The following is a 17,789-nucleotide window of genomic DNA, read 5'->3' on the forward strand; positions in this document are numbered from 1 at the left end:
GTTCATAATCTCTTACACCGCGCAAAATCGTCTTCACAGTGTTCTCTTAAACACGTGATTGCGTTACTTGCCCCCGGACAGGGATCGCAGACTCCCGGAATGCTGTCGCCATGGCTCGAGCTGCCCGGCGCCGCGGATCAGATCGCCTCATGGTCGACCGTCAGTGGCCTGGACCTCGCGCGGTTGGGCACCACCGCGTCGGCCGAGGAGATCACCGACACCGCGGTGACCCAGCCGCTGGTCGTGGCCGCCACACTGCTCGCCCATCAGGAACTGACCCGACGCGGTGAGTTCGGCGAGACCGAGCTCATCGTCGCCGGCCACTCGGTCGGCGAAATTGCGGCCTACGCGATCGCCGGCGTCATTTCGGCTGATGAAGCCGTCTCGCTGGCCGCCACCCGCGGCGCTGAGATGGCCAAGGCCTGTGCCCTCGAGCCGACCGGCATGTCGGCGGTACTCGGTGGGGATGAGGCTGAGGTGCTGACCCGGCTCGAGCAACTCGACCTGGTACCCGCCAACCGCAACGCCGCCGGCCAGATCGTCGCCGCCGGTCGTTTGACCGCGCTGGACAAGCTCGCCGAAGACCCACCCACCAAGGCGCGGGTGCGCGCACTCGGTGTCGCCGGCGCGTTCCACACCGAGTTCATGGCATCCGCCCTGGAGGGTTATGCCGCCGCGGCGGCGAAGGTCACGCCGGCCGAGCCGACCGCGACGCTGCTGTCAAACCGCGACGGAAAACCGGTATCGTCGGCAGCCGACGCGATGGAGAAGCTCGTCGCGCAACTGACCCGACCGGTGCGCTGGGATTTGTGCACCGAGACGCTGCGTCAGCACGATGTCACGGCGATCGTCGAGTTCCCGCCCGCGGGCACTTTGGCCGGTATCGCCAAACGCGAACTTCGTGGGACTACGACGCGTGCCGTCAAGTCCCCCGCAGACCTGGACGGCTTAGCCGAGGCGTAACGCAGCCGGAGCTGTAAACCCCGCCAGTACAACCGCATATCGCACGTTTCATCAGAAGTAACACCACACATTACGAAGGGAATCTCACCGTGGCTGTCAGCCAGCAAGAAATCATCGCCGGAATCGCCGAAATCATCGAAGAGGTGACCGGTATCGAGCCGTCCGAGATCACGCCCGAGAAGTCGTTCGTCGACGACCTGGACATCGACTCGCTGTCGATGGTCGAGATCGCCGTGCAGACCGAGGACAAGTACGGCGTCAAGATCCCCGACGAGGACCTCGCCGGTCTGCGTACCGTCGGTGACGTCGTCGACTACATCCAGAAGCTCGAGGAAGAGAACCCCGAGGCCGCCCAGGCGCTGCGCGCCAAACTCGAGGCCGAGAACCCCGAGACGGTTGAATCGGTCCGCGCCAGGATGGAAGCCGACAGCAAGTGACCAAGCCTTCCACTGCTAACGGCGGTTACCCCAGCGTGGTGGTAACCGCCGTGGAAGCCACGACATCGATCGGGGCGGACGTCGAGAGCACGTGGAAGGGTTTGTTGGCCGGCGAGAGCGGCATCCACGTCCTCGAGGACGAGTACATCACCAAGTGGGACCTGCCGGTCAAGATCGGCGGGCACCTCAAGGACCCGGTCGACGACCACATGGGCCGGCTGGAGATGCGGCGCATGTCGTATGTCCAGCGGATGGCCAAGCTGCTGTCGGATCGACTTTGGGAGTCGGCCGGCGCACCCGAGGTTGACCCCGACCGGTTCACGGTCGTGGTCGGCACCGGGCTGGGCGGCGCGGAGCGGATCGTCGAAAGCTACGACCTGATGAACGAGGGCGGCCCTCGCAAGGTGTCGCCGCTGGCCGTACAGATGATCATGCCCAACGGCGCCGCGGCGACCGTCGGACTGCAGCGGGGCGCCCGCGCCGGGGTGATCACTCCGGTGTCGGCGTGCTCGTCGGGCTCGGAAGGCATCGCCCACGCGTGGCGGCAGATCGTCATGGGCGACGCCGACTTCGCGATCTGCGGCGGTGTCGAAGGTCCGATCGAGGCGCTGCCGATCGCGGCGTTCTCGATGATGCGGGCGATGTCTACCCGCAACGACGACCCGGAAGGCGCGTCGCGGCCGTTCGACAAGGACCGCGACGGGTTCGTGTTCGGCGAGGCCGGCGCGCTGATGATCATCGAGACCGAGGAGCACGCCAAGGCCCGCGGCGCCAAACCGCTGGCGCGGCTCATGGGCGCTGGCGTGACCTCCGACGCCTACCACATGGTGGCTCCGGCTCCGGACGGTGTCCGCGCCGGGCGGGCGATGACACGCGCGATGGAGTTGGCGGGGTTGTCCGCCAAGGACATCGACCACGTCAACGCGCACGGCACGGCCACCCCGATCGGTGACACCGCCGAGGCCAACGCCATCCGGTCTGCCGGTTGCGAACATGCCGCGGTGTACGCGCCGAAGTCGGCGTTGGGTCACTCCATCGGTGCGGTCGGGGCGCTGGAGTCGGTGTTGACGGTGCTGTCGCTGCGCGACGGCGTCATCCCGCCAACGCTGAACTACCAGACGCCGGATCCGGAGATCGATCTCGATGTGGTCGCTGGTGAGCCTCGCTATGGCGATTACCAGTACGCCATCAACAACTCGTTCGGATTCGGCGGGCACAACGTGGCGCTCGCCTTCGGGCGCTACTAAGTAAGACATCGCGGGCCGGGCGGCCCGGGGTGGGGGTGTCCTCGCTTGCGGGGGCGGGCCGGACAGCAGGAAAGGGACGTTCGTTACACCTATGGCTTCGTTGGCTACGGGGAGAGGTTTCCCCAATGTGGTCGTCACCGGCATCGCGATGACGACGGCGGTGGCGACCGACGCGGAGACCACCTGGAAGGCGCTGCTCGACGGGCAAAGCGGGATTCGTACCCTCGATGACCCGTTCGTCGAGGAGTACGACCTGCCGGTGCGCATCGGTGGCCACCTGTTGGAGGAATTCGACAGCCAGCTGAACCGCGTCGAGAACCGCCGGATGGGATACCTGCAAAAGATGGCGACGGTGCTGCACCGGCGGGTGTGGGACAACGCCGGCTCGCCCGAGGTGGACACCAACCGGCTGGCGGTGTCCATCGGCACCGGTCTGGGCTCGTCCGAAGAGCTCATCTGGGGCTACGACGGGATGCGGGCCCGCGGCATCAGAGCGGTCTCGCCACTGGCGGTGCAGATGTACATGCCCAACGGGGCGGCGGCGGCGGTCGGCCTTGAGCGGCATGCCAAGGCCGGCGTGATGACCCCGGTGTCGGCGTGCGCATCCGGGTCGGAGGGCATCGCCCGGGCGTGGCAGCAGATCGTGCTCGGCGAGGCCGATATCGCGATCTGCGGTGGCGTCGAGACCAAAATCGAGGCGGTGCCGATCGCCGGGTTCGCCCAGATGCGGATCGTCATGTCGACCAACAACGACGACCCGCCCGGCGCCTGCCGCCCCTTCGACAAGGACCGCGACGGGTTCGTGTTCGGCGAGGCCGGCGCGCTGCTGGTCATCGAGACCGAGGAGCACGCCAAAGCCCGCGGCGCCAACATCTTGGCCCGCCTGATGGGAGCCAGCGTCACTTCGGACGGCTTCCACATGGTCGCTCCGGACCCCAACGGGGAACGCGCCGGACATGCGATGACCCGGGCGATCCAGCTCGCGGACCTCACACCCGGCGACATCGACCACGTCAACGCGCACGCCACCGGCACCTCGGTTGGTGACCTGGCCGAAGGCAAGGCCATCAACAACGCGCTCGGGCCGCACGGCGGGCACGCCGTGGTGTATGCGCCCAAGTCGGCGCTGGGCCATTCGGTCGGCGCGGTCGGTGCGGTGGAGTCGATCCTGACCGTGCTGGCGTTGCGCGACCAGATCGTGCCTCCGACGCTGAACCTGGTCAATCTCGACCCCGAAATCGACTTGGACGTGGTGGCAGGCGAGCCGCGGCCGGGCGACTACAAGTACGCGATCAACAACTCGTTCGGATTCGGTGGGCACAACGTAGCCCTGGCTTTCGGCCGGTACTGATACCGAGCGCCCATCGAGGAGGAGACCTGCGATGACGATCATGGCCCCGGAGGCAGTTGGCGAGTCGCTCGATCCCCGCGACCCGCTGCTGCGGCTGACCACGTTCTTCGACGACGACAGCGTCGAGCTGTTGCACGAGCGGGACCGGTCCGGAGTGCTGGCTGCCGCAGGCACCGTCAACGGGGTGCGCACCATCGCGTTCTGCACGGACGGCACCGTGATGGGCGGCGCCATGGGCATCGAGGGCTGCACCCACATCGTCAACGCCTACGACACGGCCATCGAAGAGCAGAGCCCGATCGTGGGCATCTGGCACTCCGGCGGTGCCCGGCTCGCTGAGGGTGTCCGCGCGCTGCACGCGGTCGGCATGGTGTTCGAGGCCATGATCCGCGCGTCAGGCTACATCCCGCAGATCTCGGTGGTCGTCGGTTTCGCCGCAGGCGGCGCCGCGTACGGGCCGGCGTTGACCGACGTCATCGTGATGGCGCCTGACAGCCGGGTGTTCGTCACCGGGCCCGATGTGGTGCGCAGTGTCACCGGCGAGGACGTCGACATGGCCGCCCTCGGCGGCCCGGACACTCACCACAAGAAGTCCGGCGTGTGCCACATCGTCGCCGACGACGAGCTCGACGCCTACGAGCGCGGCCGGCGGTTGGTCGGATTGTTCTGCCAGCAGGGGCATTTCGACCGCACCAAGGCCGAGGCTGAGGACACCGACCTGCACGCGCTGCTGCCGGAGTCGCCGCGGCGCGCCTACGACGTGCACCCGATCGTGACTGCGCTGCTCGACGACGACGCGCCGTTCGACGAGTTCCAGGCCAAGTGGGCGCCGTCGATGGTGGTCGGCCTGGGCCGGCTCTCCGGTCGGACCGTCGGGGTGCTGGCCAACAATCCGCTGCGGTTGGGCGGCTGCCTGAACTCCGAAAGCGCGGAAAAGGCAGCACGTTTCGTGCGGCTCTGCGATGCGTTCGGTATTCCGCTGGTGGTGATCGTCGACGTGCCGGGGTATCTGCCCGGTGTCGGTCAGGAGTGGGGCGGCGTGGTGCGCCGCGGCGCCAAACTGCTGCACGCGTTCGGTGAGGCCACCGTTCCGCGGGTCACGCTGGTTACCCGCAAGACCTACGGCGGGGCCTACATCGCGATGAACTCGCGGTCGTTGAACGCCACCAAGGTGTTCGCCTGGCCGGACGCCGAGGTCGCGGTCATGGGTGCCAAGGCAGCGGTGGGCATTTTGCACAAGAAGAAGCTGGCCGCCGCGGCCGACCACGAACGTGAGGCGCTGCACGACGAGTTGGCTGCCGAGCACGAGCGCATCGCCGGCGGCGTGGACAGCGCCATCGACATCGGCGTGGTCGACGAGAAGATCGACCCTGCGCACACCCGCAGCAAGATCACCGAAGCGCTGGCCGAGGCGCCCGCCCGTCGCGGCCGCCACAAAAACATCCCGCTGTAAGGGCACCATCCGGCGCGAGCGTGCGTGTCCCCGGCCGACACGCCGAGGAAAACCCGGGTTTCCGCACGCTCGCTCGCAGTCAACTGCGACTGAGGACCGTGGAAAGCGCCTGCTGCAGTTGCTTTTTCGGGTCGTTCGGCACGTCGTCGGAACGCCATTGCCACGAAATCGTCGGGCCGCATCAGGCGATAGCTCCGTCAGCTGTGCCCATCGATCATCGGCGTCGGCGGTCTCAGCTTCGGCACCAATACTGTGCACGTCGATCGAGACAGCCAGCCCGGCGGCTGCTCGATCGGCCGCGTTCGGCCATGGCGTTCCGGATGCACCGGTGAACAACGTGAAGCCAGGCCTGACCAAATCGAGCGTGGACAGGCGTCGACCCCCGCGCTCCACCCACACATGCGGGACTCGGGTACCGGGCTGCCCCTCGCAACTCCTCCACGAGTGCCACGACGTCCGGGTCCGACGGCATGGGACCGTCGGAAAACACTGCGGCTGACCGGTATTGGCAGCCGGCGAGCAGCGCGAACATGGGCGCCTCTTCGGCGGCCGGCAACTGCGGCCGGTTGCCGTCCAACCGCGTGAAGCTCAGCGCCGGCCCGGGCAGCGACTGCCGCGCATTGAAGCGACCGACCGGGTGCCGTTCGGTGTAGCACGTGGCCAACACGCCCGGTCCGGCTGTGCCATTCAGAACGGCTGCCAGCTTCCAAGCCAAGTTGTGCGCACTCTGAATTGCGGTGTTGGCCCCGCCGGCCTTGAACGGCGGCATCGTATGGGCCGAATCGCCGACGAGAAAGACTCGGCCGCTTCGGAATTGATCGGCCACCCGCTCGTAGGGCTGCCACGGTGCCACGTCGACGACTTCCACATCGATCGACTCACCTGTCGCTGCGAGAAGCATCTGACGGCCATGCTGCACCGTGAACTGAGCGGCGGTATCCCCGCTGTCGGGGAAGTACGTGGTGATGGACATGCCGAAGTCTCACGCACCGGCAGGAATATCCCGTCCACATCGGCGTTCCCGACGTGCACGGCATCACCGTCGCCAAGCTCGGAACCAACGTTCGCCAGGGCGCGCGAAAGTAGACGAAGACGACATAGATCGGCAGCGCCCCGCAGCTGGTTGTCGACACCCCGAGTGCGTCGCGGACTGGGCTGTGTACCCCGTCGGCGGCGACGAGATAGTCAGCACGCACCGTCTCCGACATCGCCGAATCCGCCGTGCGCACAATGGCTGTGACGCCGACATCATCCTGTTCGAACGAGCAAAGCTCGGTCCCGTAGCGCACCTGGCTGCCGCAGCGACGGATATGGTCAGCAGTATCGGCTCGAATGCGCTTTGTGGACAGTATTGCCCGCCGGGTACTAGACGGACCGCCCGGAGCCTCTAACCGAACCGCGACACAAACTCCTCGGCCACCCCGACGACCCGCTCGCGATCCGCCGCCACCAACCCGATCCGGGTTCGGCGATCGACGATGTCGTCGACGTCGAGCGCGCCCTCATGGGTGATGGCGTACTCGAATTCCGCGCGGATGACGTCGATGCCGTCGGCGACCGGTTCGGTGGGGCGCTCACAAGTGGCGGCAGCGACGACGTTTGCCGCTTCGGCCCCGAATCGCGCGATCAGCGACTCCGGCAGATCCGTCGTCAGGGCCACCTCGGTTCCCGGGTTGGTCATTGCACCGACGAGCGGCAGATTGCGGGTCCGGCATGCACCGGCCGTCAGCCCGCGCAGTTCGACCGCGCGGTCGAGCACGTCCTGGGCCATGTGCCGGTATTCGGTGAGCTTGCCGCCGATGACGCTGATGACACCCGTGGTGGATTCGACGACGGCGTGATCGCGCGAGATGTCGGCGGTGTGGCCGGCGCCGGTGTCGATCAGCGGCCGCAGTCCCGCGTAAGCCCCGATGACGTCAGAGGCGTCCAGTGTGGTCTCCAGCGCGGTGTTGACCGTCGCCAGCAGAAAGTCAATCTCAGCCGACGTCGGTTGGGGCACATCGGGAATCGGCCCGGGGGCATCCTCGTCGGTCAGGCCGAGATAGACCCGGCCCAGCTGCTCGGGCATAGCGAACACAAAGCGGTTGAGTTCGCCGGGAATCGGAATGGTCAGCGCCGCAGTCGGATTGCCGAAGACCTCAGCGTCGAAGACCAAGTGTGTCCCGCGGCTGGGCCGTAGCTTCAACGCCGCATCGACCTCGCCGGCCCATACTCCGGCCGCGTTGATGACCGCACGGGCCGATACGTCGAATGATTCGCCGGTGCGCTGATCGGTAAGCCGCACCGAGTCTCCGGCCGCCTCGGATGCCGCCACATAGTTGAGAATTCGAGCGCCGTGTTGCGCCGCGGTTCGCACGACCGCGGTAACCAGTCGGGCGTCGTCGATCAGTTGGCCGTCGTAGGCCAGCAGGCCGCCGTCGAGGCCGTCGCGCCGCACGGTGAGGGACATGTCGATGACGCGCTGCGCGGTAATGCGGTGTGATCTCGGCAGTACCGATGCCGGAGTGCCGGCCAGCTTGCGCAGCGCGTCGCCCGCCAGAAACCCGGCACGCACCAGCGCCCGCTCGGCACGGCCCATCGACGGCAGCAATGGGACCAGTTGCGGCATCGCGCGAACCAGGTGAGGAGCGTTGCGAGTCATCAGGATTCCGCGCTCGACGGCGCTGCGTCGCGCAATGCCCACGTTCCCGGTGGCCAGATACCGCAGACCACCGTGGACCAGCTTCGAACTCCACCGGCTGGTACCGAACGCGAAATCGTGCTTCTCGACCAACGCCACCCGCAAATCGCGCGAGGCGGCGTCCAGCGCAATACCGGCGCCGGTGATGCCGCCGCCGATCACGACGACGTCCAGCGGCGCACCGTCGGCCAGGGCGGTCAGGTCGGCGGTCCGGCGTGCCGCGTTGAGTGCAGCCGACATCAAGACAAATATCCGTTCAGTGCGTAGCGCAGCTCGTCGGCCAGCGCGTGGGCAGTTAGCACGGGCTGCACAATCTGGGCCGATTGAACTGTCGACTGGGTGATCAGCAGCACCATCGCGGCAAGGCGGCGTGGGTCGCCCGGGCGCACACTGCCGTCGCGTTGGGCCGCGTTCAGGTTCTCGGCGAGCGTTTCGAGAAGCACCTGCTGGCTGGTGCCGAGCCGCTGGGTGAAGTAGGTGATAGCCAGTTCCGAACGCAGCAACGCCATTACCAGTTCGTCGTCCCGCAGGCGCTCGGCCAGTGCGACTACCCGGTCTACCAGCGCCTCACGGCCTTTGCCCGCCGGCGGCACCTCGTCGAGGGTGGCCGCAATGCGGGCGGTGAGCAGGTCGGCCAGGATCGACTGAGTGTCTGGCCAGCGCCGATAGACGGTCGGCCGGCTCACGCCGGCCCGGCGGGCGATCTCGGCCAGCGTCACCCGTTCCACACCGAAGTCGCGGACGCAGCTCGCGGCGCCGGCCAATATCCGGTCGGCGACCGATGCGTTACTGATTGACAGCATGTGTAATACTGTAACGCATGTCTGACGCGTTGCGCCCACCGATGAAATGGAACGCCTGGGGCGACCCGGCGGCGGCCAAGCCGCTCTCCGACGGGATCCGCTCACTGCTCGAACAGGCTCTCGGCGTGGCGGATGCGGACGCCACCGAACTGCAGGCCGACCAGGTCCAGCTACGTCCGTCGGCGCTTAGCGACGACGACCGCGCCGCGCTGGCCGCGATCGTGGGGGCCGACTACTGTCTCGCCGACCACCACGACCGACTGTTGCACGCCGGCGGCAAGTCGACACTGGATTTGTTGCGGCGCAAGGATTCCGATGAGCAGGATGCCCCCGATGCGGTGCTGTTGCCCGGTAGCGACGACGAGGTCGCCGCGATTCTGCAGTACTGCTCGCAGCACGGAATCGCCGTCGTCCCGTTCGGCGGCGGCACCAGTGTGGTTGGTGGACTTGACCCGGCCCGTGGCGGGTTCAGTGCCGTGGTGTCGCTGGACCTGCGCCGCTTCGACCAGCTGCTGGCGCTCGACGAGGTATCCGGCGAGGCTGAGTTCGGCGCCGGAGTCACCGGTCCGGAGGCGGAGCGTCTGCTGGGCGAGCAGGGCTTCTCGCTTGGACATTTCCCGCAAAGCTTCGAATTCGCAAGCTTGGGCGGATTTGCCGCGACGCGCTCGTCGGGCCAGGACTCGGCGGGATACGGACGGTTCGACGACATGGTCCGCGGGCTACGGGCGATCACCCCGGCGGGCGTGCTGGATCTGGGCCGCGCCCCGCAGTCGGCGGCCGGGCCGGATCTACGCCAACTGCTGCTCGGCTCGGAGGGTGTCTTCGGCGTCATCACCCAGGTGCGGGTACGCGTTCATCCGGTGCCGGAGACCGCTCGCTATGAGGCGTGGTCATTTCCCGACTTCGCCACTGGCACAGCGGCGCTGCGTGCCGTGACCCAAACCGGTACCGGCCCGACAGTCATCCGGCTCTCGGATGAAGCCGAGACCGGCGTCAACCTCGCCACCACCGAGTCGATCGGCGAATCGCAAATCACCGGAGGGTGCCTGGCGATCACCGTGTTCGAGGGAACGACGGCGCACGCCGAGAGCCGGCACGCTGAAACGCGGGCGGTGCTCGAGGCGCACGGCGGCACATCGCTGGGCGAAGCACCGGCGCGGGCCTGGGAACACGGCCGCTTCGGGGCGCCGTATCTGCGCGATTCGCTGCTGGCGGCCGGCGCACTGTGTGAGACGCTCGAGACAGCCACCACCTGGTCGAACATCCCTTCACTCAAGTCTGCGGTCACCGACGCATTGACGGGCGCGCTCGCAGAATCCGGCACACCGGCTCTGGTGCTGTGCCACATTTCGCATGTGTACGCCACCGGCGCTTCGCTGTACTTCACCGTGGTGGCCGGGCAACGCGGCAATCCGCTCGAGCAGTGGCGCGCCGCCAAGACCGCCGCATCGGATGCGATCGTGGCGACTGGCGGGACAATCACCCATCACCACGCCGTCGGTGCCGATCACCGGCCCTGGATGGCCAACGAAGTGGGTGAGTTGGGCGTGCAGGTGTTGCGGGCGGTGAAGTCGACGCTCGATCCCGCTGGAATCCTCAACCCCGGCAAGCTGATTCCGTGACAGCCGCACAGCGGGAGATCGCCCAGGTGACGATGCTCACCAATCCGGCGTCGGGGCACGGAAACGCGCCACACGCCACAGAGAAGGCGACAGCGCGACTTCAGCAGCGTGGTGTCGACGTCGTTGGAATCGTTGGCACCGACGCCGAACACGCGCGTCGCCTGCTGTGTGAGGCCCTCGACCGCGGCACTGACGCGCTGGTCGTCGTCGGCGGCGACGGGGTGATCGCGGACGCGCTACAGGCCTTGGCCGGCACCGATATTCCGCTCGGAATCGTTCCGGCGGGAACCGGCAACGACCATGCCCGCGAATACCAGATACCCACCAAGGACCCGGCGGCGGCCGCCGACGTCGTCGCCGACGGCTACACCGAAACCGTTGACCTGGGCCGTATTCGCGCCCGCAACGGAGTCGTCAAATGGTTCGGCACGGTCGCGGCAACCGGATTCGACTCGCTGGTAAGCGATCGGACCAATCGGATGCGCTGGCCCCGTGGACGGATGCGCTACAACCTGGCGATCCTCGCGGAGCTCTCGCAGCTGCGGCTGCTGCCGTTTCGGCTGGCGTTCGACGGCGGCGACGAGATCGTCACCGACCTCACCTTGGCAGCTTTCGGTAATACCCGTAGCTATGGCGGTGGAATGATGATCTGCCCCAACGCCGATCATGCCGACGGGAAACTCGACATCACGATGATCCACTCCGCCTCGCGTGCCCGGCTGATCCGGTTGTTCCCCACGGTGTACAAGGGCACCCATGTCAACCTCGACGAAGTGACGACGGCGCGTGCGGTGTCGGTCGAGGTCGACTCACCCGGCATCAACGCCTACGCCGACGGCGACTTCGCCTGCGCGTTGCCCGCTGAGATCTCGGCCGTTCCCCGCGCGTTGCAGATCCTGCGGCCTACCCCACGCCCCGACTGAGCCAGGAGACCTCGGCGCCGTCGCCGCCGTCGCGGTAGGCCTCGAGAGCCTCGTCCCAGGCGGTGCCCAGCGCCGAATCCAGCTCGGCGGCCAACGCGTCGGCGCCCGCGGCCATCATCGCGCGCAGCCGCATCTCGCCGACCATCACGTCGCCGTTGGCGCTCATCGCGCCGCTCCACAGTCCCAGCTGCGGCGTGTGGCTGAACCGCAGACCGTCGACGCCGGGACTGGCGTCCTCGGTGACCTCGAACCGCAGCACCGACCAGGATCGCAGCGCATTGGCCAGCCGCGCGCCGGTGCCCACCGGGCCGACCCAGTTGGTCACCGCGCGGAGTTGCCCGGGCATCGCCGGTTGCGGCGTCCAGGTCAGGTTCGCGGTGGCTTCCAGAGTCGACGACAGCGCCCACTCGACATGCGGGCATACCGCGGCCGGCGAAGCGTGGATGTACACCACGCCCGTCGCCGCGTCGGCGAACTGGTTCGACGCACGCATCTTGCTGCTCCTTCGGCTCCACGAGGGACGTCTTCCCCAACGGCCTGGTGAATCCGACGAGCGTCTGCAGATGAATTTGTGGCTTGCGTGTCTATTGTGCCTCGTGAGACCCCTGTTGCGCTAGTCCGCCGCGTATTCCGATATCACAGCGTCGGAGAGCGCCGGCCACACGGGCAGCGCCCACTCCCCGAAATCCCGGTCGGTCAGAACAATCAGGGCCAGCTCAGCCCCTGGATCTGCCCAGATGAACGTGCCCGACTGACCGAAATGACCGTAGGTCGCCGACGAGTTCTTGCCGCCTGTCCAGTGCGGTGATTTGGAGCTTTTGATCTCGAACCCCAGCCCCCAGTCGTTGGGCCGCTGCACGCCATATCCCGGCAACACGCCGTCCAGGCCCGGGAACTGCACGGCGGTGGCCTCGGCGTGCATCTGCGCCGACACCGTCGCTGGGCGCAACAGGTCGGCGGCGAACGCCGTCAGATCCGACAGCGTCGACCTCACGCCGAACCCGGCTGCCTGCGCGCCGCCCACCAGCGCGGTAGTCGTCATCCCCAGCGGCTCGAAAACCGCTTCGGTGAGGTACCGACCGAACTCGATGCCCGACGCCTGCTGCACCGTCTCGGCCAACACCGTGAACCCTTGGTTGGAATACATCCGGCGGGAACCGGGCTTGGCCAGCGTCTGGTCGGAGTGCATGGCCAACCCGGAGGCGTGCGCCAGCAGGTGCCGGACGGTGACTCCGGGCGGGCCGGCCGCAGTGTCCAGGTCGACGACGCCCTCCTCGACGGCGATCTGGACGGCCCGGGCCACCAGCGGCTTGGTCACCGACGCCAGCTCGAATTGCCGAGCGGGGTCCCCGTGGGTGGCCACGGTGCCGGAGCGGTCGACGACGGCGGCGACGGCGGTGGGGACCGGCCAGTCGTCGAGCGCGTCGAGTGCAGCCATCGCGGCCGAGCCTAGCCACCGCGCCCTTTGCGATCGCCGCTAGGTTCGACGGCGGCGACCCGCCGCACTCGGCTTCGCCGAGTTTGCGATCGCCGCTAGGTTGGACGGCGGCGACCCGCTGCACTCGGCTTCGCCGAGTTTGCGATCGCCGCTAGGTTAGACGCCATGAGTCAGACAGTGCGCGGCGTGGTTTCACGAAAGAAGGGCGAACCGGTCGAGTTGGTCGACATCGTCATCCCCGACCCGGGCCCGGGCGAGGTGGTGGTCGACGTGACCGCCTGCGGGGTGTGCCACACCGACTTGACCTACCGCGAAGGCGGTATCAACGACGACTACCCGTTCCTGCTCGGGCATGAAGCGGCGGGCACCGTCGAATCGGTCGGACCGGACGTGACCGCCGTCGAACCAGGCGACTTCGTGATCCTCAACTGGCGTGCGGTCTGCGGGCAGTGCCGCGCCTGCAAACGTGGCAGGCCGCATCTGTGCTTCGACACGTTCAACGCCGAACAGAAGATGACGCTGACCGACGGCACCGAGTTGACACCGGCGCTGGGTATCGGGGCGTTCGCCGACAAAACCCTTGTGCACCAAGGACAGTGCACCAAAGTCGACCCGGCGGCCGACCCGGCGGTGGCCGGCCTGCTGGGCTGCGGCGTGATGGCCGGGCTGGGTGCGGCCATCAACACCGGGGCCGTCACCCGCGACGACACCGTCGCAGTGATCGGTTGCGGCGGTGTCGGTGACGCCGCGATCGCGGGGGCAGCGCTGGTCGGCGCACGCCGGATCATCGCCGTCGATACCGACAACACCAAACTGGACTGGGCACGCAGCTTCGGAGCGACCCACACCGTCAACGCGCGCGAAGTCGACGTCGTCAAAACCATCCAGGACCTCACCGACGGCTTCGGCGCCAACGTGGTGATCGACGCCGTCGGTCGACCCGAAACGTGGGAGCAGGCGTTCTATGCTCGTGATCTCGCGGGAACTGTTGTGCTGGTGGGGGTTCCGACGCCTGACATGCGCATCGACATGCCGCTGGTGGACTTCTTCTCACATGGCGGCGCGCTGAAGTCTTCGTGGTATGGCGACTGTCTGCCCGAGCGTGACTTCCCCACCCTGATCGATCTGTATCTGCAGGGCCGGTTACCGCTGGAGAAGTTCGTCTCCGAACGGATCGGCCTCGGCGACGTCGATGAGGCGTTTCACAAGATGCACGACGGTAAGGTGCTGCGCTCGGTGGTGATGTTGTGAGCGCGATCCAACGGGTGGTCACCCACGGCACCTTCGAACTCGACGGCGGCAGTTGGGAAGTCGACAACAACATCTGGGTCGTCGGTGACGACTCCGACGTGGTGGTTTTCGACGCCGCGCACACCGCGGCGCCGATCGTCGAGGCCGTCGCGGGGCGCAATGTCGTGGCGGTGGTGTGCACGCACGGCCACAACGACCATGTGACCGTGGCTCCCGAGTTGGGCCAAACGCTCGACGCGCCGGTGCTGCTGCATCCCGCCGACGACATGTTGTGGCGAATGACCCACCCTGACAAGGATTTTCGTGCCGTTTCCGACGGCGATACGCTGCGTGTCGGTGGAACGGAGTTGCGAGCGCTGCATACCCCGGGCCACTCCCCCGGCTCGGTGTGCTGGTACGCCCCTGAGTTGGGCGCCGTGTTCAGTGGCGACACGCTGTTCCAGGGCGGGCCGGGCGCAACCGGCCGCTCCTTCTCCGACTTCCCGACGATCCTGGAGTCGATCTCGAGCCGGCTGGGCACATTGCCCGGCGACACCGTGGTGTACACCGGGCACGGCGACACCACCACCGTCGGCGACGAGATCGTGCACTACGACGATTGGGTCGCCCGCGGCCACTGAGCGCTTGGCGAGCGTGCGTGGATCCGGCGGCACGCTCGGCGTGTCGCCCGGGGACGCGCACGCTCGCGGCAAGGGGACTAGCGTCGCTATACATGGCCACCAACCTCGCCGCCACTGTGCCCGATTTGACCGGAAAACTGGCCGTCGTCACCGGATCCAACAGCGGCCTGGGGTTCGGGCTGGCCCGCCGGTTCTCGGCGGCCGGCGCCGACGTCGTCATGGCGATCCGCAACCGCGCTAAAGGCGAGGCCGCCATCGAGGAGATCCGCCGGACCGTTCCGGACGCCAAGCTGACCATCAAGGCGCTCGATTTGTCGTCGCTGGCCAGCGTCGCCACCCTGGGTGAGCAGCTCAACTCCGAAGGGCGCCCGATCGACATCCTGATCAACAACGCCGGCGTGATGACGCCACCGAACCGCGACAGCACCGCCGACGGATTCGAATTGCAGTTCGGCAGTAATCATCTGGGCCACTTCGCGCTCACTGCCCACCTGCTGCCGCTGTTGCGAGCGGCCGATCAAGCACGGGTCGTCTCGCTGAGCAGCCTCGCCGCCCGCCAAGGCCGCATCCACTTCGACGACCTGCAGTTCGAGCATTCCTACACGCCGATGGCCTCGTACGGGCAGTCGAAGCTGGCCGTGCTGATATTCGCCCGCGAGTTGGACCGCCGCAGCCGCGAAGCCGGCTGGGGCTTCCTGTCCAACGCTGCGCACCCGGGGCTGACCAAGACCAACCTGCAGATCAGTGGTCCCTCCCACGGCCGGGCCAAGCCGTCGATGATGGAGCGCTTCTACAAGCTGTCGTGGCGGCTGACTCCGTTTTTATGGCAGGAAATCGACGAAGGCATCCTGCCCGCGCTGTATGCGGCCGCCACGCCCGGCGCCGAAGGCGGCGCGTTCTACGGGCCGCGCGGCATCTACGAGGCCGCCGGCGGAGGCGTGACCAACGCCAAGGTGCCGGCCCGCGCCCGCGACGACGCCGACAGCCGACGCCTCTGGGAAATTTCCGAACAACTGACCGGGGTCTGTTATCCCAATGCCTGAATCCAGCATCGTCGTCCGGCCCGAGCCGATAGAAAGCGAGACCTACACCCCGTCGTCGCGGCTGCGGGCCGCGGGCCTCGCGCCGGCCGTCGCGCTGTTCGAACAAGCCGCCGAGGCGGTACCGCTGCCGAAACCGCCGCACCCGATCGTCATCGTCGACTACGGCGCGGCGACCGGACACAACTCGCTTTTGCCGATGTCGGCGGCGATCAGCGCGATCCGCCGCCGCACCCGCCCCGAGCAGGCCGTGCAGGTCACCCACACCGACTTGCCGGACAACGACTTCACCGCACTGTTTCGCACCCTCGCCGAAGACCCGGACAGCTATCTGCACAAGGATTCGGCGAGCTTCGCCTCCGCCGTCGGCCGCTCGTTCTACGGGCAGATCCTGCCGTCCCAGAGCGTCACGCTGGGCTGGACATCCTGGGCCACCATGTGGCTAAGCCGGTCCCCGACCGGTGTCGACGACCATGTCCAGGTCGCCTACAGCAGCGACGATGCCGCCCGGGCGGCATACGAACACCAGGCCGCCCGGGACTGGCAGGAGTTCCTGGCATTCCGGGGCCGCGAGTTGACCACCGGCGGACGGCTGGTGGTGCTGACGATGGCCGTCGGCGACGACGGCGAGTTCGGCTACCGCCCGTTGGTGCACGCGATTGTGGCGGGTTTGGGCGACCAGGTTCGCGACGGGTTGGTGCGCGACGAGGAACTGCGGCGCATGATCATCCCGACCTTTGCCCGCACCGAGAAGGACTTCCGGGCGCCGTTCGCTCCCAAGGGCCGCTTCGAGGGCATGTCAATCGAGCATCTGGAAGTACTCAACGCCGAGGACCGGTTCTGGGCCCGATACCAGGTCGACCATGACGCCGCGGCGTACGGCGCGCAGTGGGCGGCATTCGCCCGGGCAGCGATATTTCCGACGTTGGCCGGGTGGCTCGACGGCGGTGCCGACGACCCGCGGGCGGCCGACTTCGTCGGACATCTGGAAGCCGCGGTCGCGGCGCGGCTCTCCGCCGCGCCCGAGCAGATGCAGATGCCGCTCGCGTCGGTGGTTCTGGTCAAGCACGGCCGGTCGCACTGACGCCGCCGGTTTGGACTCATCGGGCCAGCGGGTAATCGTCGACCTAATCGAACAAAGGCTCACCGACACAAGCCCTGAGCCCAACGGGATGGAAATGGTGATGAGCAAAGACGACGACGAAAAAACTCGCGCCGAAAAAGCCGAGGAAAACCGCGGCGACGACCAAGAGCAGAAGATGACCGAGGCGCCCGAGATCACCGACGAGCACAAAGAAAAAGCCGCCGAGATGATGAAGTCCTACGACGATCAGCGTCCGACGGCCGTGATGCCCGGGTCTGACGGGACTATCACCGGAACCGCGGTCAACGAATGGCTCGACGACGACGGGAACCCCAAGTTCGCCGACGACGCCGCCAAAGAGGATGCCGCCAAAGAGGATGCGCCGAAAGAAGACGCCCCGAAAGAGGACAGCTAGCTAGCTGCCCGGGGACGGCGGCTGCGGCAGGAACCGCGGGAAGCCGGGAACCCTGGGGATCACGGCGGCTTGCGACGACGTCGGCGCCTGGGTGGTGGTCGGTGCTTGGGTCGTCGTCGGCGCCTGCGTGGTGGTGGTCGGTGCTTGGGTGGTTGTGGTCGGTTGTTGAGTCGTCGTAGTCGGTGCCTGCGTCGTGGTGGACGGCGACGGCGATGGCGAGCTGGATTCAGTCGACGGCGCAGACGTATTGTCCGGTGCCTGTGATGACGGCGGGGAGCTCTCGGTGCCCGGCCCAGAGCTCGCCGACTCCGGGGTGGTGCTGACTCCGGGCGCCGGGGTCGTCGGCGCGCCGGGAGTGTGGCGCAGCGTGATCAGAACCGCGGCCCCGATCGCCAATACCACCAACGCGGTGCCGATGATCACCACCGCCGGCCGCCGATACCAGGGCACCGTGGCGGCGCC

The 17,789-nt window shown here is 67.5% G+C and carries 17 protein-coding genes and 1 pseudogene; 13 read left to right on the top strand and 5 right to left on the bottom strand.

Features of this window, described 5'->3' with window-relative positions:
* Positions 1 to 54 precede the first annotated feature (54 nt).
* From A5707_RS11725 to A5707_RS11745, 5 genes are all read left to right on the top strand, one after another.
* Positions 55 to 963, top strand: a complete 909-nt coding sequence (locus tag A5707_RS11725; RefSeq protein WP_065014638.1) for an ACP S-malonyltransferase — start codon at positions 55 to 57, stop codon at positions 961 to 963.
* 89 nt (positions 964 to 1,052) lie between these two features.
* Positions 1,053 to 1,400, top strand: a complete 348-nt coding sequence (gene acpM / locus A5707_RS11730) for a meromycolate extension acyl carrier protein AcpM (RefSeq protein WP_065014639.1) — start codon at positions 1,053 to 1,055, stop codon at positions 1,398 to 1,400.
* Positions 1,397 to 2,647, top strand: coding sequence for a 3-oxoacyl-ACP synthase KasA (gene kasA / locus A5707_RS11735; RefSeq protein WP_065014640.1), 1,251 nt, complete (start codon positions 1,397 to 1,399; stop codon positions 2,645 to 2,647). The genes acpM and kasA overlap by 4 nt, the downstream gene beginning before the upstream one ends.
* 91 nt (positions 2,648 to 2,738) lie before the next feature.
* Complete coding sequence (gene kasB, locus A5707_RS11740; protein WP_065014641.1) at positions 2,739 to 3,998, top strand: 3-oxoacyl-ACP synthase KasB; 1,260 nt, start codon at positions 2,739 to 2,741, stop codon at positions 3,996 to 3,998.
* Positions 3,999 to 4,029: 31 nt separating this feature from the next.
* The gene (locus A5707_RS11745) at positions 4,030 to 5,451 is read left to right on the top strand and encodes an acyl-CoA carboxylase subunit beta (RefSeq protein ID WP_065014642.1); all 1,422 of its coding nucleotides are present in this window, start codon (positions 4,030 to 4,032) and stop codon (positions 5,449 to 5,451) included.
* Between the two features lie 79 nt (positions 5,452 to 5,530).
* On the opposite strand, the pseudogene A5707_RS23280 reads toward A5707_RS11745, so the two are convergent.
* The 3 genes and pseudogenes from A5707_RS23280 to A5707_RS11760 all read right to left on the bottom strand — a co-directional run.
* Positions 5,531 to 6,814 (bottom strand): annotated as a pseudogene (locus tag A5707_RS23280) (FAD-dependent monooxygenase); the annotation flags it as partial.
* 24 nt (positions 6,815 to 6,838) lie between these two features.
* On the bottom strand, positions 6,839 to 8,371 hold the full coding sequence (locus A5707_RS11755) for a glycerol-3-phosphate dehydrogenase/oxidase (protein ID WP_065014644.1): 1,533 nt from the start codon (positions 8,369 to 8,371) through the stop codon (positions 6,839 to 6,841).
* Positions 8,371 to 8,934: a TetR/AcrR family transcriptional regulator gene (locus A5707_RS11760; protein ID WP_065014645.1), complete on the bottom strand. Its 564-nt coding sequence runs from the start codon at positions 8,932 to 8,934 to the stop codon at positions 8,371 to 8,373. The genes A5707_RS11755 and A5707_RS11760 overlap by 1 nt, the downstream gene beginning before the upstream one ends.
* Positions 8,935 to 8,975: 41 nt before the next feature.
* Here A5707_RS11760 and A5707_RS11765 point away from each other — a divergent pair, with 41 nt between their 5' ends.
* Positions 8,976 to 10,556 carry an FAD-binding oxidoreductase gene (locus tag A5707_RS11765; RefSeq protein WP_197495316.1) on the top strand — a complete coding sequence of 527 codons (1,581 nt, stop codon included), beginning with the start codon at positions 8,976 to 8,978 and terminating at the stop codon, positions 10,554 to 10,556.
* A gap of 32 nt (positions 10,557 to 10,588) precedes the next feature.
* Positions 10,589 to 11,479, top strand: coding sequence for a diacylglycerol kinase (locus tag A5707_RS11770; protein WP_065014660.1), 891 nt, complete (start codon positions 10,589 to 10,591; stop codon positions 11,477 to 11,479).
* Here A5707_RS11770 and A5707_RS11775 read toward each other — a convergent pair.
* Both A5707_RS11775 and A5707_RS11780 read right to left on the bottom strand, forming a co-directional pair.
* Entirely contained in the window at positions 11,460 to 11,972 is a 513-nt protein-coding gene (locus A5707_RS11775) for a DUF3145 domain-containing protein (RefSeq protein ID WP_065014647.1), read from the bottom strand. The genes A5707_RS11770 and A5707_RS11775 overlap by 20 nt on opposite strands.
* A gap of 120 nt (positions 11,973 to 12,092) precedes the next feature.
* The gene (locus A5707_RS11780; protein ID WP_065014648.1) at positions 12,093 to 12,917 is read right to left on the bottom strand and encodes a serine hydrolase domain-containing protein; all 825 of its coding nucleotides are present in this window, start codon (positions 12,915 to 12,917) and stop codon (positions 12,093 to 12,095) included.
* Between the two features lie 165 nt (positions 12,918 to 13,082).
* On the opposite strand from A5707_RS11780, the gene A5707_RS11785 reads away from it, so the two are divergent.
* From A5707_RS11785 to A5707_RS11810, 6 genes are all read left to right on the top strand, one after another.
* Positions 13,083 to 14,168: an S-(hydroxymethyl)mycothiol dehydrogenase gene (locus tag A5707_RS11785; protein WP_065014649.1), complete on the top strand. Its 1,086-nt coding sequence runs from the start codon at positions 13,083 to 13,085 to the stop codon at positions 14,166 to 14,168.
* Positions 14,165 to 14,788 (top strand): MBL fold metallo-hydrolase, encoded by a 624-nt coding sequence (locus tag A5707_RS11790; protein ID WP_065014650.1) that lies wholly within the window; start codon positions 14,165 to 14,167, stop codon positions 14,786 to 14,788. The genes A5707_RS11785 and A5707_RS11790 overlap by 4 nt, the downstream gene beginning before the upstream one ends.
* 92 nt (positions 14,789 to 14,880) lie before the next feature.
* Positions 14,881 to 15,831, top strand: coding sequence for an SDR family oxidoreductase (locus A5707_RS11795; RefSeq protein WP_065014651.1), 951 nt, complete (start codon positions 14,881 to 14,883; stop codon positions 15,829 to 15,831).
* On the top strand, positions 15,824 to 16,912 hold the full coding sequence (locus A5707_RS11800) for an SAM-dependent methyltransferase (RefSeq protein WP_065014652.1): 1,089 nt from the start codon (positions 15,824 to 15,826) through the stop codon (positions 16,910 to 16,912). Before A5707_RS11795 ends, A5707_RS11800 begins: the two co-directional genes overlap by 8 nt.
* A 100-nt stretch (positions 16,913 to 17,012) precedes the next feature.
* The gene (locus tag A5707_RS11805) at positions 17,013 to 17,327 is read left to right on the top strand and encodes a hypothetical protein (protein WP_156657821.1); all 315 of its coding nucleotides are present in this window, start codon (positions 17,013 to 17,015) and stop codon (positions 17,325 to 17,327) included.
* A gap of 193 nt (positions 17,328 to 17,520) precedes the next feature.
* Positions 17,521 to 17,789 (top strand): hypothetical protein (locus A5707_RS11810; RefSeq protein WP_156657823.1); only part of this gene is annotated, 269 nt, incomplete at its 3' end.

This window comes from Mycobacterium kyorinense (assembly GCF_001672775.1).
GTDB classification, from domain to species: Bacteria; Actinomycetota; Actinomycetes; order Mycobacteriales; family Mycobacteriaceae; genus Mycobacterium; species Mycobacterium kyorinense_A.